Source organism: Shewanella cutis (assembly GCF_022410515.1).
Taxonomy (GTDB): domain Bacteria; phylum Pseudomonadota; class Gammaproteobacteria; order Enterobacterales; family Shewanellaceae; genus Shewanella; species Shewanella cutis.
The window spans coordinates 56,545-73,207 of sequence record NZ_JACSDI010000021.1; the positions used below are offsets into that span (position 1 = coordinate 56,545).

A 16,663-nucleotide genomic window follows, 5' to 3' on the forward strand; every position below is an offset into this window, starting at 1 on the left:
CACGGCGACAACAACCATCTTCTACAGCGTTTGAGTGACTTTTTTCAGCCCTGCGGGTTGGTCTGGATCAATACCACGGGCAATCGCTACTGCGGCAACATCAATATAAAAACGTTGCAGCAAAGCTAACGGCGCCACACGTGGGTGAATATCCGTCGATGTTTGATTTAAATGGACTAAATCGGCACCACGTTGGCTCACATTTTCAATCTGTTCGATATGGCTAGCGTAAGACTCATCGCCAATGCACACATCCACAATCGTGAGTTTTTTCTCAACTAAAGTCACCGGACCATGGAGAAATTCTGCACTACTAAAGGCTTCAGCGTGGATTGAGCACACTTCTTTTAACTTAAGCGCAATTTCCTTAGACACGGCATAACCTAAACCACGGCCTAACACGACTAAGTTTTTAACGTTTTCAACTGACTCAGGCGTCAGTTGTGGCTCAGCATCAACCGCCGTTTGCAGCGCTTGTGGTAAAGAGCTTACCGCTGCGGCAAGGGATTGGCTCTGCGTCCATGCCGAAGCTAATTGTAAAATCGCCGACAGAGTTGCGAGGTAACTCTTGGTTGCAGCAACGGCTTTTTCTTCGCCTGCACGTAATGGCACCACCACATCGACGATGTCCTTGATTGGCGCAGTTTCATCATTAACTAATGCCACACAAAAGGCACCGGCATTTTTTGCCATACGTGCCTGCGCTAAAATATCAGGGCTACGGCCAGATTGTGAAATCACAATCACTAATCCGCCTTCTAACTTCAAGGTTTTACCGTAAACGCTGGCCACCGATGGCGCAGCGGCAAACGTTGGCACGCCGACTTCAATTTCAAACAGATACTTAGCAAACACGCCCGCATGATCCGATGAACCACGGCCCACAATCATCACAAAACGAGGATCAAAAGCACGCAGTTTTTCACCTAACTGTTGCATAAGATCGGCGTTAGCAGCTAACTGACCCGCAATCTTCTGTGGTGCGGTACGCGCTTCTTGTTCCATAATAGTGTTTGTCATGTTTTTTACCTTCAGATCTGATACTGATTCAGTTTTAGTACTCATGTGCTAAAACGACTTATTTATTAAACTGTTGCTGAATTAAATTGCTGCTGTGCGAAGTACATAGCGCCCAATTCTGGCGGCGCTAAAGTCTCAGAAATCTTTGCCACCACATCGCTACCAAGCCATGCCTGTAAAGGCTCAGCTAGGCCACCAATCATCGAGAAACGTACGGGGTTAAGCGTAAAGAGTTTTCGCGCCATTTCGCTAATATAATCAGCCCCTTCTTGTACTATCGCGATAGCAACTTGATCCCCGGCGTTAGCACAATCGAGCACGTTTCTCGCAAGTTGCGCATAACAACTTGAGGACTTGCCCGCGAGGTGCTCAACGATACCTAAGGCATCTTTTACCCCTAAATGGCTTAACAACATCTCAGTTAAGGCGGTCGGCGTGGCAAACCCATCGAGCGCGAGTAGCACATGCTCGGCAGCTTTTAGCCCTAGCCATGCACCACTGCCCTTATCACCCAACGCAAAACCATGGCCGCCAATGCTTAAACTAGCATCTCCGACATGGGCATAACCGCAGGAACCCGTGCCGGTAATAATCACGGCCCCATCGGCACCACGATGTGCACCAATACACGCGGTATGCAGATCTGTGGTGACATACATGGCGGCAAACGGATGTTGCCAGTTAACAACATCCTTATACAGGCGCGGCACATTGACACCCGCGAGGCCCAATCCCGCCACCAGCAAATGGCTATCAGTAGTTTTCATCCCGGCATCTAACAGAGCTTGATGCGTCGATGCTTCAATAGATGCAAATGTTTGTGCAAGACCATGCAGCGGATTAGCTCGCCCAGCAACACCTGTCCCTAAAACGGTACCGTCCGCAGTATAGATAGTGGCTCGGCACTTACTGCCGCCCCCATCAACACCGATAAACAGTTGTTGATCTTTTGTCTGGACTAACCCCATGACATCCCTCTTCATCTCTTAATGCAGCGCTACCGTTGCTTATACTTATGCCGTTAATACGACACTCAACTTTAGTTAACTCAATGTTACAGCAAAAATGACAGCGTTGTCATTTACTTTTTGAAGCAATTTCTAATCAAATGTCAGGCGAAAGAATTGACTGAAAGTGAAAAAGAAAAAGGCTGTATTTTTCTTTTAAAATACAGCCAGATACATAACAGATTAATTAACGATTAAGCTTCTGCCTTTGCGGATACCATCAGCAGCAATAGCACGGATCTCAACGGGCGCAGTTACCGCCTGCCCTGCTTGATAGGATTGCCATTGCCCACTCGCTTGTCGCCACTCAATCTTAAGTCCTGGATAAGCCACGTTGGCAAACAGTTTACCGTCACGGATCTCGGCGCCGATAGTCGGCACTCGGTAATCGATACCTGCCTTATCGAGTTTAATAAACTCCTTATGCCCTAATGTGTTGGCCATTTGCTGCCAAGATTGTGCCTGCGCGTCACGCATTGCCGCAGTAAAGTGCCCAGTGCTTTGGTTATATAATGCACCTTGATATTGGTAAGGCACTTCCCACTCTGCTTGATGCCAAGCACGCTCAGCCAGCATCAATAAACGCGGGAAAATCATGTACTCAACGGTATCGTTGCTGCGAATGGTTTCACTCCACAACTGCCCCTGTAAACCAGCAAAGTTTTTACCTTGCTCCCGTGGTCCAGATTTTTTGCCTTTCTCATCGGTTCTTGCCCTATCGTCGGCTTCAAAAGGCAGATTTTGCAAATCGGTCCACTGCTCCGCATTCGCCACTAAGTTATCCGGCATAAAGCTAAACACTTTGTGCGCGTTGGTGGCGCGGCTTGCCCAATAATAGCCATGCTCTTTAGGATCGGCTTCGTAGGGAAAATCAAAATAAAGCACTTCAGGATTAGAGAGCACCACATCCCAACCGTTGTTCACTTGCTGATTGGCATGCTCATATCCTTTATAGGCGATCACATCCCAAATATTGGATTGGACTTTAGCTGGCATATAGCTTGGGCGAACATGGCTCATGCCATCACTCCAACCTGCGGCTTCGATGCCTTTTTCCGCCAGTTGATTCGATATCCGCTCAATAAAGTAAGCGCCTAAATCCTCGATGGATTTCACGCCTTTATCGTTATTGGCCACAAAGGATAAACACTCAGGAGATTGCTTCCACGCCCCAGCGGTTTCGTCGGCGCCGATATGGTATCGAGTTAATGGTTGACCCGCGGCTTGGTGTAATTTGGCTATTTCATCAATCACTTTATCGACAAACTGATAGGTCGATTCCATACAGACGTTCAGGGTGTTGTCGTTGTAATACTGCACCGAAGAATACACAGTTGTATCAGCCGCATCCGACAACAAATAGGTTTTCGCCTCCGTAGGCTTACCTTGGGCGAGTAATTTACGATAACGCGCTTCCATGGATTTTATCGCCGCGCGGCTATGGCCAGGCATGTCCATCGAAGGGATCACTTGAATTTGGCGCGCATCGGCGTATTTGAGAATATCGATGTAGTCTTGTTTGCTATAGAAACCATTGACACTTGACTCCGCAACAGGCCCACTGCCAAGCTGCGGTAACAAACAGGTAGTTTCCTCAAGATCGTGGCAACGCTTACTACCAATATCGGTCAGTTCAGGCAGGCCATCAATCTCTAAGCGCCAACCTTCATCATCGGCCATATGCAGATGTAATTTGTTGAGTTTGTAAGCCGCCATTTGATCTATCAGCGCAAAAATCATCGCCTTACTGTGGAAATTACGGGCCACATCGATATGCATACCGCGGAATGGATATCTTGGGCTATCTTCAATAGTCATCGCATTTACGCGCAAATCCTGCACATCAATCAAACTGGCAAGCGATGATAACGCATAGGAAAATCCTGCCGCATCACCTGCGGCAACCTTGATACCATCAGGTTTGATATCCAGCAGATAACTGCTCTCTGCGCCTTGGCGCCAGCTCAGTTTCACCACTAAGCCTTGTTCTGACTCTTTAACGCCCAAACGTGCTAAGCGTTCAAGCGCCGCAGCCACTTGCTCGGTTTTAAAAGACTGATTTTCAGCGGATGGACTGGACACTGACGCGACATCTAATTTAATGCCAGAGGAGAGTGATACCGCTTTATCGTGAGAATGGATCGCGACTTTTTGCGGCGTTGGAATAATGGTATTGACCGCTAAGCTGGCATCTTCACTGACATTTTGGTTGTTGCTAAATAACTGTGCTGGCGTCGCAGGCACTAATTTATCCGCATCAGTGCGGCGATACTGTTTCACCATATCGGTGAACGGCTCAACATAGGGACGCACTTCCATTCGAGTCTCAGGATCTTGCTGCACTTGCGTGCTGGCAATCACCACTGGCGATAAATCCCCAGCAACGATGTAATAGTTTGGCATGGCATCGGTTTCGGACAGTTGCCAAAGCTCACCACGGAACCTTAAGGTCTTTTTAACCCCTTTGTTAAAACCGCTGAATGCCTCAGTAGGCGTTATCCGATAAAGATCGCCCTTGATATGAGTGATGGAAAACTCTTTGCCTTCAACCGATTGCACCGGACGCATCTGGCTAAAATAAATCGCCCAGTCGTGACCTTTGAGATCAACGCCAGGGACAAAATCAATTTCAGCCACAAAACAACGACCTTCAGCGGCGGCTTTATCACAGTTATTATCGGGCCTGTTAGTGAGCACGCGATAACTCACGCCCAAGGTATCCCCAAACTGCTGCAATTGCGCTTGGGTTAATGACGCAGGCGTGGCGAGCTCGGCTGAGCTTGGCACTGGCACATTTACTGTTTTAGGCGCTTGGCTGCAAGCACTTAAACCTAATGCAAATAAAATGGCGGTGGCGGCAATCGTTTTATTCATGATATTCCTTTTCTAGCTTCAGAAATGGCTACAATCTGAAGGAAGTTACTAACGTCCGCAGTCTTTCCCCTTGGTGAAACAGTCGCTCACTCGATTGTGCTAGATGCTCACTATCGAGAGAGGCTGAACCTGAGACATTGGCAAGATCATTTAATGTACGAGAAATCGCTTCGGTGACACAGGTTTGCTCCTGCGCCGCATGGGAAACTTCGATATTCATATTACTGATATTTGAAACTAAATCAGTCACTTTAGATAGAACGAGCTTAATTTCTTCCGAACGGTTGACCCCTTGATTGGAGAGAGTCTGACTCGATTGCATCACATTCACGGTTTCGGCTACACGGCTTTGCACCTGTTGGATCATTTTTTGGATTTCTCCCGTCGCCTGTTGAGTACGTTTAGTATTAATAGCGATGTCATTAGCACTGGCACTCAATTGACTGATGACTGTAACCACGGCTTCGGTTTCTTTGATCTGCGCAGGTACTTGGTGATGATTAGTGCGGAATACAGCCCCAAACGACTTGGCAAACTTAGCCTCATCAGTTTTACGAATAATTAATAATCTTTTACCAAGCAATCGCTTAAACAGCAGGATCCGCACGGGGAACATGGTTTCCTCAAGCTCCTTGGAAGTCATACTCTCAAATACGTCAACAGTGCCAGCAAGTGCTTCTTCCGCATTGCGTTTAGGGTTCATCTGTGTCGACATTTGCTCAACTTCATATACTTTGCCAAAGCGGTGTAGCGCCTCTTTGAGTAGATTGAACAGCCAAGTTTGTTGAATCGTGGTCATGATTTTAGTGGGGGAAGCGCGGCTTGCAGATAATGTGTTAGCGTTTACAGCAGCGGACGGGACGTTGATAGCATAAGTCGCGGTAAAAGTGGTCGAGAGTAATCTAGCCAAAACAGGCATCACAAAAATGACCCCAAACCTATCCATGGAGAGTGTAGTGCGCTGAATCTGGATATGAAATGCCATGCGCAGCATTGCAACCATTTGCGTGACCATAAATCGCAGCCTCTTATTGCTGGATTATCCAGCGAGTTTTTTATTTATTAATGCCGCTAGCTTGTGCAAATCCCTACAGCCTTGTTCTAGCTAAAAAAATGGCTGGGCACTGCTTACAGTACCCAGCCAACGCTAGTTTCTGGGGAGAGACTATAAAAAATGTTAAAGACAAACGTACCGCCGCCCGACCAGCAATACTTCTGCCAAACACATGAATAAGGAGACCTCATCCTCTTCATGCAGACCTTACTAAACAACGAATCACACAAGCAGATGACAGCGTTGTCATTCATTAAATTACACAAGAAAGAACAGGATTTCTACATTTTTTTGACAATTATTATTGCCTTTTTAGATAACATAAATTTATCACTTAAATATCATACACTTATATTTTATTCTTTTATTTCCCCAACTATGTGACAACGTTGTCTTTGACTGATAACATAAACGCAACAATTCACATATCACACTCTGTCACCATTAAAAAAATGCTCTCATTTGTCCCGACCTTTAAACGTAAAAATACTTTTAGCGGCCAATATTATCGATCGTTAACGATACTGTTCCTTCTGTTAAGCGCATGGATATTGTGGTTTATCCAGTTCACCCAACCAATTGAGTTAATTAAAGAATATGGCAAGTTTGTTTTTTTAGGGGTTACAGGAGCTATCTTTGCCAATTCAACGGGTGCTGGTGGCGGAGTCATTTTTATCCCAGTGTTCTCTAGTTTAAATTTTACTGAAACTCAAAGTGTTTCGACGTCTTTTATGATCCAATGTTTTGGCATGACTGCGGGCGCGATTTCATGGTCAAGATATTATCAACTGCATCATATGGATAAAACTTGGTATGGCTTTATTCCAAGTATCTTGCTTTGTGCGTGCTTTTCAGTACTTGGCCTTTGGAGCAGCGAGTTATGGCAACTGACTTCGCCCTCTTCTCTCCATACAAGTTTTAGTCTCTTCTCTATCGCACTTGGAATAGCGATCATTTTCAGCAGTCAACGCCGCAATCTGCAAAGTAATAGCCTTAAATCCATAGACTATTTTTGTTTAGCGGTTATTGGTTACTTTGGTGGGATCGTCACCGCTTGGTTGTCTGTTGGTGTGGGTGAACTGATTGTAATCTATCTGATGTTACGGGGTATCTGCGCCAAGATGGCCGTCGCGGTTGGCGTTGTGGTATCAGCCATAACTGTTTGGTCGGCAAGCCCAATACACGTGTTTTCCTACAATAGTCATGCTTTATATGAATTAGTACTATTTGCAGGACCTGGTGCGATTATCGGAGGATTGTTAGCCCGCAAACTGGCGTTATTTCTCTCAGTCAAAACCTTAAAACTGTTTTTTGCAAGTTGGATTATTTTGACTGGGAGTGTGATGCTAGCAAACTAAATAATCCAATTACATAGTTCGTTTTAATATTATTAAAACAAACTATGTAAAATTGAGTTTACTTTTCCATCACCAAATCAATTAAACTTAATGAGCAAAGGTGCGCGTAAATAGCCGAATAGAGGCCACGCTTAGCAAAATCAAGCAATATCGTATCGTCTAACTCCTGCAGTTTCCCTTCATCTATTGTATATATTCCATCAATATTAGTTTTAGTGCCATCAAGTGAAGTAACTGTTAATGTTCGTGGTTGTAACAGTCCATGATTGAGTAGCACTTTGATAAAGTACTTTGTCATCTCATGATAACTAGCCTGCAAACTCGCCAATTCAAGTTTTTTTGATAAATAGGTCGTTTGTTTTCCTGATTCATCAAATAAACGATGCGCTTCATGTTCTGCCACAGATGAATTATTAATATCGATACCTAAGATAACCTTGTCGTTATCTACATAGCTCATTCCAAATGGATACAATTGAACTTGAATAGGTAAGTATCGAGATTGCCACTGGCCGTTTTTGAGTAACATATTGGTATTCGGCTTGAGTGCAGTAATCGCAATTGAGAGAAACTCTCCAGTTTGAGCATTTTTTGTAAAAACAATCGGAAAACTGGTCGCAGCCGACATAAACTCTTGAACCTGAAGAGGCAGCATATGCATGGTCTCAAAAAGGCTGTAATCAACTTTATCCCCAATCGCTAAATTTTTATGACTTGCGTCATTTAAAGGCACAAATTGTGTTTTCATTTTTATTTTTCCTTTTACACACTAAAGTAAAGTACTCAAATAGATTGCAAGCCATAAGTAAAAATCTTATCAATCAATTCTCTATGTTCAGGTAACCCCTCTAACATCTGACGCTTCACATTCGACATGTTACTCATATAAGCATTCAAATTAGCTTTTGCGACTAAACCTCTATCATGCGCTTGAGTCGGATATTTCATCCCATAAAGAACATATAAGTAATTGTCTAAGTTGAACACCTCAAACTTTGAGGGGAAATCCTCTGCAATAGGACTAAATGACTTCCACATGTTAAGCCGCTCTTTTAACGGCTCAGGAATTGTCTCTTCACGCTGATTATCAAGCCAAAATGCCGAGTCAGTTCTATCTGACAAACAATAATGCAATTTGGCAAATTCAACGACCCGCTCCCATGCATAGCCCAAGGTATCATTAAACCGCTTTGCCAAATAATCAACATCATCTATATTCGCAGGGAAACGTTCAGCGAGAAATCGAGCTGAAAAGTCCGTTAATAAAATAGAAGTCGCTTCTATGGGCTCTAAAAAGCCCTGCGCCAGCCCTAATGCAACGCAGTTTTTGACCCAAAATTGCTGACGATAGCCGACAGTCATTGGAATTTTACGATGGGGAATATCAGCAAGTTTACCACCAAGATAATGGTCAAACTTTCGCTCAGCTTCAGCTTGATTCATATGCACAGATGAATATACAAATCCTGTACCGCGGCGCTGGGTAAGTGCAATATCCCAAATCCATCCGGCTTGATGTGCTGTTGCTTTAGTATAAGGAGGAATAACATCAGCAGGCTGGGTCGGAATTTGCGCAACTAATGCCGTATCAATAAAAAGTTGCTGCGCTTTACTGATAAATGGCACTTTTAATGCCTTGGCTAACAAAATAGATTCAAAGCCACTGCAATCAATATAGAAATCAAAAGATAGATTCCCCTGCTCAGTCTGCAATGACTCGATAGCGCCATCGACACCTAAACACACGTCGTGTACTGTCGTTAAAATATGCTCTACATTAAATTTCTCAATGGCATTTTTAGCGAGTAATTTGGCAAATTTTGCCGCATTGAGGTGATAGGCATAGCCTAAAACACCAGCATATTCTGGCGTAGTAATGAGCTTTGGTGCTTTAGCAACTTCGCAAACTAAATGCTGTGGGGAAACAAAATCGGCAAAATATCCGCTTTGTTCGGCCAACCAAGCCGATACAGCTTCACCTTGGTGTAAATTAATGATATCGAATAGATGATGATAGAAATTATGCTTGCCGTGACGGGTTTGATCTAACCAGTTCACAAATTTAATCGACTGTTTAAACGTGACATCGCAGGTTCGAATAAACTCTGACTCACTGATACCAAAACTCTGTAATGATTTTCGAATCGAAGGCACTGTACCCTCCCCGACACCAATAATTGGAATATCAGGAGATTCAATCACTGAAATAGATAAGCCGGGACGTCCCCTTAACACCCGACCTAAATGATTTGCCGCTAACCAACCTGAAGTCCCGCCCCCTATGATAGCTATTTTTTTGATTGTCATACCTAGCCTCTAATTTGGAGAAACCTGAGTTTATTATTAAATTTATTGATAATAAAAAGCCTAGCGAATGCTAGGCTTTTTAAGCAGTTTATTAAATTAGAAACGTAGCGTCATTCCTAATTTATAACGCGCTTCACCATCAAAATTCCATGCAGGGTAACCATCTTTCAGTTCTGGTTTTACTTCTGCAGAACCCGGTGCCACACCAAGTTGTACACTGTCTTCTTCCAGTAAGTTAACCACTTCAAAGGTTACACCTAAGTAATCAGTGATATTGTAGCTAGCACTTAAATCCAGCGTGCCATAGGCCTGGTGTTCACGGTTACCATAAAAACCAGGAAGCTCACGGATCATATATTCAGAACGCCAGTTATAGGCTAAGCGTGCACTGAAATCATCCATCTCATAGTAACCGACTAAGTTTACGGTATGCTTTGATGAATCAGAGAATACACTGACTAGATCAGGATAGTTTTCAGCTGGAGCATCTGAATCAGCAAATGTGTAGTTAGCTGAGTAACCAAAACCATTTTCAAAAGCATCTTGTAATTGCAATTCAATACCACGAATTACACCACCACTACCGTTTGTTTTGGTCGATTTAGTCCAATTATCCACCTTTGAGTCAGGATCAACAATGCCGATTTTTTGATCCAATATCTGTTCTGATGTGACAAATGAACTAATGTCCTTTAAGAAATAGGTTGCAGCTAACAAACCATCAGCACTGAAATACCATTCGATACCTAAATCAGCTTGCGTGGCTTTAAAAGGAGTCAGAGCGATGTTACCAGTATTAACCACTTCATTATTAGCAGTACCATCTGCGTACCCCGCTAATGCTGAAGATGCAAACATATCACCATAATTAGGACGAGAAATAACCTGAGCAGCAGAAGCACGCAGAATCACATCTGAAGCGAGATCAAAGGCAACGTTTATACTCGGTAATACATCATCATAATCTGCAGATAGAGTGCTTAATTCATCAGCATAAGAACCATCAGCTTTCAATTTATAATAATCTGACGATGCATCAGTCGAAATATAACGTAAACCAAAGTTACCGCGTACGCCTTCAGCATCAAAGTTAGCCATGACGTACATAGCTAAGTTTTCTTCGTTAATGGTACCGTATCCAGACTTATAAACAGTACCATCTGTCGAGAAACCATTGATTGCAGCATAAGCATCATTAATCATCGCATCTAAGTTAGGCTTAGGGAGTGTAAAGCCTGCTCCTGAAGATACGGTTCCAGAATAATAAGCACTTGCATCTTTCTCAGCTAACCCAGCTTTTAAAATTGCAGGTAAGGTTTCTTGAGTAACATCATGGTCAGCCCAACGAAGACCCGTTTTAACAGAACTGATTGCCCCTAACTCAACGGGCACTGTGATATCAAACTGTGCATAAGTCTCTTCATCTGAGTTTGGTTGCTTTTTCAAGGACCAACCCGCAGGAGAGAGTTTGCCTTTAAAATCTTCTGGTCCAAAATGCTTATTCGCAATATCAATTTTAATGACATCACCTGTAGCATCATAGGTACCAGCATAATCTGCAGCATCGCCTAACCAAAAGCCATAGTTAGACGTGAGTTCAGTACCGCCCTCTGATTTAGTATTACCGACACGGCCTTCCAGTTTATAAGACTCGGCATCGTATTTAAAATCGAAATCAACTGTTTTTGAGTCCATGCTGGCAACACGAGCCCAGGTTTGTGCCCAACCAGGGTTTGCATCTTTGCCATCGCGACGATAAAAAATACAGGTGCCAGACGCATTTTTCTTTTCACATGCAGCATTTTTATCATCTGGGAACATAGTAAATAACGAAGTGTTAGCGTTATTTGCTGACATATCCAGACTCATCAAGTTTAAGCCAAACTCTAAACTTTCTGTTGCCCGATATTGTAGCGCTGCATTAATCGCTGTACGTTCACGCTCTTGTTCAAATGTGGTTGGAACAATTTCCCCCCAACCTAATAGAGACTCAACGCCATTACGTTGATAATCTGTCATCGAATTGGCTGCAGACAACAGTAAACCAAAATTTTCCGCTTCATTCTTCCAACTGTATAAGCCGGAAAGCTCAGGATCTGTTTGCTCCGATACAGTTCCATAATCGCCTTTGGCGCTAAGAAAAACAGTATTGGCATCTAAATCCAGTGGCTTGCGAGTTTTCACAATAACAGTGCCACCAATACCGCCTTCCGCGATATCAGCTTGAGATGACTTATAAACCTCAATACCACCGACCATTTCTGGCGGTAATAAGCTGTAATTGAAACTGCGATCGATAGCTTGCTGATCATACCAACCTGTAGAGGCGACAGAATGACCATTAAGTAAAGTGCTTGTCAGTTGGCTAGAGGCGCCACGAATAGAGACTTGCTGACCTTGGCCGAATTGGCGGTTTACCGCAACACCTGGAATACGGCCTAAAGACTCACCCACGTCACCGTCAGGAAATTTACCAATATCCTCAGCGGTAACAGCATCAACAACAGAATTTGAAAAACGCTTTTCATTAACAGAGGCTTTTAATGAAGCACGCATACCACGCACTTCAATCTTTTCAATATTTTCTGGAGCAGCTGCAGTGGCTTCGGCCTCAGCAGCGACAGCACTGATTGAAACAGCGCTGCCGAGTAGAATAGCAATGTTTGTAGCTAGTACACTTTTCTTAAAGGATGATGGTCGCATCTCGTTTCCCTTCCATAACTTTATTATCGTTTTAGTATTCATAACCATTCCGATGGAATGACAACGCTGTCATGTCTAGAGCAAACATTACACAATAATTAACAGCCTTGCCACAACAAAATAACTCTGGACGAAAAAAAATGTCATAAAACTGACTTTCGCGGGTTCAAAATGGAATATATTCAAGTAAAAATAATCACTTAAATAACATGATGTAAAATTACAACTTATAACGGTGTGTTAACAGTTGAAAAATGCCGCAGTTTGTAACAATTGAGCATTGCCATAAGGCATAAATGCTCGCACTATAAGCAATATAATAAAAGTTAACCGACAAGGTTGTCGGCTTGTAAATTGTGCTTAAAGGATTTAGGTTCATCAATCCAGTAGCCCTTCACAAATTCGAATAAAGAGTTTTTAGAACAATGAAAGTCACTATCAACGACGTAGCTAAATATGCTGGAGTGTCAATCAAGACGGTTTCCCGCGTAACCAATAATGAACCTTCAGTGAAACAAGCCACAGTTGATAAGGTGAACGAGGCCATCAAGGTATTAAACTACCAACCCAACCTAGCAGCGAGAAATCTTGCAGGCACAAAATCCTATGCTATTGGTTTTATTTATGATAACCCGAACGCTTATTACATTATTGATATGCAAAATGGGATTTTATCGGCATGCAAGGATAAAGGCTATGAGCTCGTTATTCACCCTTGTAATGCTAAATCAGATACAATTTGCGATGAGCTGACTCAGCTAGTGAAATATTCTAGGCTCGCGGGTTTAGTATTAACACCGCCACTTTCAGAAGATCCAAAAGTGCTTAAATCCCTCAACGAAATCGATGCAAATTATGTCCGCATTATTGCTGGCGAGGGGATTATAGAGCCAGATGGTCTCACCATTTTAGTAAATGACAAATCTGGTGCAGTTGAAATAACCCAGCATTTGATTGATTTGGGGCATAAAAATATCGCCTTTTTGAGTGGTGATTTGCACCACGAATCCACAAAGGAACGGTTACTAGGTTATAAACAAGCATTAACAAAAAACCATCTAATTCTGAATGAAAATTACATAATTGAAGGGAAATACTCATTTGAATCAGGGGTAGAAGGCGCAAATACCCTGATAAAACTTAAAAACCGCCCTACCGCTATTGTTGCTTGTAACGACGAAATTGCTGCAGGAGCACTTTTTGCCGCACGTTTAGCAGGGCTTGATATTCCTGGCGACTTGTCGATTGTAGGATTCGAAGATAGCCCATTTTCACGCCAAACTTGGCCAAAACTCACAACAGTTCATCAACCGAATTCTGAAATTGCCCAAGTCGCAACAGAGCTATTAATTGCTAAACGTCGTGAGCAAGATGCAAAGTTTGCAAAAACATTTACACCAGAGCCCGTTATTCGAGACTCTTCGGCTTCACCTAAGCACTAGAGCGTGTTGACGTTTTAAGAATATTTTTGCGGCAATGTGGCGAACGTTAATCTCAGAGAAATCCATAGGGGTGTCGTTATTCTTCATACGCGAATACTAACTCAGCAGGAATGCCTTAACTGTATCAATACACCTTAACTAAGAAATGCCACGATAAAGAACAAAATAGAGAGCAATGCTCTCTGTTTTGTTCTTTATGATTGATTAGTGTAATTTCAGCTTTGGCCTTTGCCATTTAAGCAGCTTTTGCGCGATTCGATAGATGATTGCGGAAAACCAACCATAAAGACTCGCTAAGTGCCTTTGATATAGAGAAATATACATAAGCCTTGCAATATGCCCTTCGACAAAGAAAGTGCCTGAACGCAAATTCCCCATTAAATTACCCACAGCCGAAAAGCGGCTTAAGGAGACTAAGGAACCATAATCTTTATATACAAAAGGCTTTTCAACCTTACCCTGTAATCGGTTCACTATATTCTCATATAATGTATCCGCCATCTGCGCAGCGGCTTGAGCGCGAGGAGGCACTGGTTGACCAGAGTCTAGGATCAATAAAGCACAATCCCCAAGCGCATAAATATCTTGTTGACCTTTAACCCGCATACAAGCATCCACTTCGACTTGATTTCGAGGCGTAATGGGTAACTTAGAAAAATTTTGGAAGGCTTTTGGCCCCTTTACTCCCGCCGCCCAAACCTTAAGACCGGCCTCGATCATATCGCCGTCTTGAGTGATAAAGCCATCACGAGTCACTTCTTTCACTTGTACGCCAATATGTAATCGAATACCTATTTTATCAAGCACTGCTTGCGCTCTCGCACTTACCCGCTCTGGCAGTTGCGGAAGAATCTTGGGTGATGCTTCAATCAGATGTACATCAAGATGATGTTTCGAGATATTGAGATAACCATATTCTTTAACTGATTCAATCACATGATGAAGTTCAGCGGCTAATTCAACGCCAGTTGCGCCAGCGCCAACAATGCCTATACTGACTTTCTCTTGTGTTTCATTGAGTTGTAACAAGGCATCCAAGAGCTTTTGATGAAATAGGTTAGCGTTATCTAAGCTATCAAGGAAAATACAATGTTGTTCTGCACCAAGGGTGTTAAAACTATTTGAGACGCCACCTAAAGCAAGCACTAAAAAATCATATTCAATCTGACGAGGCTCAAGCACTAATTCCCCTGAATCACTATAAACCGCTGCAAGTCGAATTGTCTTAGTATCGGGGTCACACTGTTCTATCTCTCCACGAAGATACCGATATCCGTTCTTAAGACCATGATCTCTATAAAGTAATCCCTCAATAGATTGATCAATCACTCCCACAGCAACTTCGTGTAATTTCGGCTTCCAAATATGAATAGGGCTTTTATCAATTAAGCAGATATCAACGACATCACTTCCACCTAACTTGCGACCTAACTTAGAGGCAAGCGCTAAACCCGCCGCGCCACCGCCCACAATCACTATTCGCTTAGTAGCCAAAATAACAACCTCAACAAACTCATGTAAGTGGCTAAGTTATACCATGGAACAGATAAGAGATAACTACTTTAGTCTAACTAAACAGGCAATTTTGCATTAAAGATATTTCAGGAACGATAAGACTTAATAAGTCATACGATAAAATTTAAGCAGCAAAAAGGGCCCTCAGGCCCTAATTTACAAAAGCACGAGCTTAAACCGCTTCTTCGTTTTCTTCACCAGTTCGAATCCGGATAACCCGCTCAACATCTGTCACAAAAATTTTACCATCGCCAATTTTACCTGTACGGGCAGTTTCAACAATAACATCTATTGCTTGATCGACTAAATCATCTTGGATCACGAGCTCAATCTTAACTTTGGGTAAAAAATCAACCATATACTCAGCACCACGATAAAGCTCAGTGTGCCCTTTCTGACGGCCAAAGCCCTTAACTTCCAGCACTGTCATCCCAGTGATCCCTATCTCAGCAAGTGACTCGCGCACATCATCTAATTTAAAAGGCTTAATAATGGCTTCAACTTTCTTCATCAAACATTCCTCGGCGCTTGCTTACACATAATCAAACTGAATACCGCTAGCTTACACGGGGTTAAGGCATTATTGAAGCATAGGCAGCACTTTACTCATAAAACACAGTTTCTTTAAAACGATTCTTAGCACGTAAAATTCTAAAAAAATACGCCACAAATTTAGTCTCACATTTTATACTTACGATTAGCTGTTAAAGATTAAGTCTGCCTGCAGGACGCAGGGCCCTTACAACAAGGAAGTGCTATGAAACCTCATCAATACGGCTTTAGCCTAATAGAACTCATAACAACATTATCCGTCTCTACACTCCTCATCACGATAGGGGCGCCAACTTATACTGACATCACTGACCATATTAGAGCAGATTCTAATATTAAAACGATTCAACAGACATTCGTATTTGCACGTAATACCGCAATCAACTATGGCTATAGAGTAACAGTTTGCCCCTTAGTCGATGGCCAATGTACAGAGGATTGGCAACAAGGAATTTCTGTTTTTACTGATTCAGGAACTGTTGAAACGCTCGATCTCAATGATAAAGTGATTAAGACTTTAGATGGATTCGATGGGAGAGACTTTATCAAATACAACCGAAGTTCAGTTAAATTTCAACCAGATGGGTTAGCTTCAGGCAGTAATGGTACCTTTAAATATTGTCCACGGACAATTGATAACAAAAACTCTAAAGCCGTTATAGTCAATCAAGCCGGACGGGTTCGCCTCTCAACGGCTAGAAATATCGACTGTAAATAACTGATTAACAAAATTATGCTAGCACGCATGGTGTCGAACACTGCCAAGTTCTGAACGCTCCACTGCTGTATTACTGTATATAGGTGCAGAGGGAGAACGTTCAATCTTCTGTA

12 protein-coding genes are annotated in these 16,663 nt (G+C 42.8%); 3 read left to right on the plus strand and 9 right to left on the minus strand.

Annotated elements, in window-relative coordinates:
* Positions 1-21 precede the first annotated feature (21 nt).
* The 4 genes from nagB-II to H9J30_RS18715 all read right to left on the minus strand — a co-directional run bounded on the left by nagB-II (position 22) and on the right by H9J30_RS18715 (position 5,916).
* Complete coding sequence (gene nagB-II, locus H9J30_RS18700) at positions 22-1,020, minus strand: glucosamine-6-phosphate deaminase NagB-II (protein ID WP_240132390.1); 999 nt, start codon at positions 1,018-1,020, stop codon at positions 22-24.
* Between the two features lie 65 nt (positions 1,021-1,085).
* Positions 1,086-1,988 (minus strand): N-acetylglucosamine kinase, encoded by a 903-nt coding sequence (gene nagK, locus H9J30_RS18705; RefSeq protein ID WP_240132391.1) that lies wholly within the window; start codon positions 1,986-1,988, stop codon positions 1,086-1,088.
* 222 nt (positions 1,989-2,210) lie between these two features.
* Complete coding sequence (locus H9J30_RS18710; protein ID WP_240132392.1) at positions 2,211-4,901, minus strand: family 20 glycosylhydrolase; 2,691 nt, start codon at positions 4,899-4,901, stop codon at positions 2,211-2,213.
* A gap of 28 nt (positions 4,902-4,929) precedes the next feature.
* Positions 4,930-5,916: a methyl-accepting chemotaxis protein gene (locus tag H9J30_RS18715; RefSeq protein ID WP_240132393.1), complete on the minus strand. Its 987-nt coding sequence runs from the start codon at positions 5,914-5,916 to the stop codon at positions 4,930-4,932.
* Positions 5,917-6,407: 491 nt separating this feature from the next.
* Between H9J30_RS18715 and H9J30_RS18720 the strand changes: the two genes are divergently transcribed.
* Positions 6,408-7,313 carry a sulfite exporter TauE/SafE family protein gene (locus H9J30_RS18720; RefSeq protein ID WP_345796218.1) on the plus strand — a complete coding sequence of 302 codons (906 nt, stop codon included), beginning with the start codon at positions 6,408-6,410 and terminating at the stop codon, positions 7,311-7,313.
* A 58-nt stretch (positions 7,314-7,371) separates the two neighbouring features.
* Here H9J30_RS18720 and H9J30_RS18725 read toward each other — a convergent pair whose 3' ends face one another.
* The 3 genes from H9J30_RS18725 to H9J30_RS18735 form a co-directional block, all read right to left on the minus strand.
* Positions 7,372-8,061 (minus strand): SapC family protein, encoded by a 690-nt coding sequence (locus H9J30_RS18725; RefSeq protein ID WP_240132395.1) that lies wholly within the window; start codon positions 8,059-8,061, stop codon positions 7,372-7,374.
* Between the two features lie 35 nt (positions 8,062-8,096).
* Positions 8,097-9,620 carry a tryptophan halogenase family protein gene (locus H9J30_RS18730; RefSeq protein WP_240132396.1) on the minus strand — a complete coding sequence of 508 codons (1,524 nt, stop codon included), beginning with the start codon at positions 9,618-9,620 and terminating at the stop codon, positions 8,097-8,099.
* A gap of 96 nt (positions 9,621-9,716) precedes the next feature.
* Positions 9,717-12,323: a TonB-dependent receptor gene (locus H9J30_RS18735; RefSeq protein WP_240132401.1), complete on the minus strand. Its 2,607-nt coding sequence runs from the start codon at positions 12,321-12,323 to the stop codon at positions 9,717-9,719.
* A 425-nt stretch (positions 12,324-12,748) separates the two neighbouring features.
* On the opposite strand from H9J30_RS18735, the gene H9J30_RS18740 reads away from it, so the two are divergent.
* The gene (locus tag H9J30_RS18740) at positions 12,749-13,765 is read left to right on the plus strand and encodes a LacI family DNA-binding transcriptional regulator (protein ID WP_240132397.1); all 1,017 of its coding nucleotides are present in this window, start codon (positions 12,749-12,751) and stop codon (positions 13,763-13,765) included.
* 204 nt (positions 13,766-13,969) lie between these two features.
* Here the strand turns inward: H9J30_RS18740 and H9J30_RS18745 are convergent, their stop codons facing one another.
* Both H9J30_RS18745 and glnB read right to left on the minus strand, forming a co-directional pair.
* Entirely contained in the window at positions 13,970-15,259 is a 1,290-nt protein-coding gene (locus tag H9J30_RS18745; protein ID WP_240132398.1) for an NAD(P)/FAD-dependent oxidoreductase, read from the minus strand.
* Positions 15,260-15,452: 193 nt separating this feature from the next.
* Entirely contained in the window at positions 15,453-15,791 is a 339-nt protein-coding gene (glnB, locus tag H9J30_RS18750; protein WP_011073353.1) for a nitrogen regulatory protein P-II, read from the minus strand.
* Between the two features lie 246 nt (positions 15,792-16,037).
* On the opposite strand from glnB, the gene H9J30_RS18755 reads away from it, so the two are divergent.
* Entirely contained in the window at positions 16,038-16,550 is a 513-nt protein-coding gene (locus H9J30_RS18755) for a GspH/FimT family pseudopilin (RefSeq protein WP_240132399.1), read from the plus strand.
* Positions 16,551-16,663: the final 113 nt, after the last annotated feature.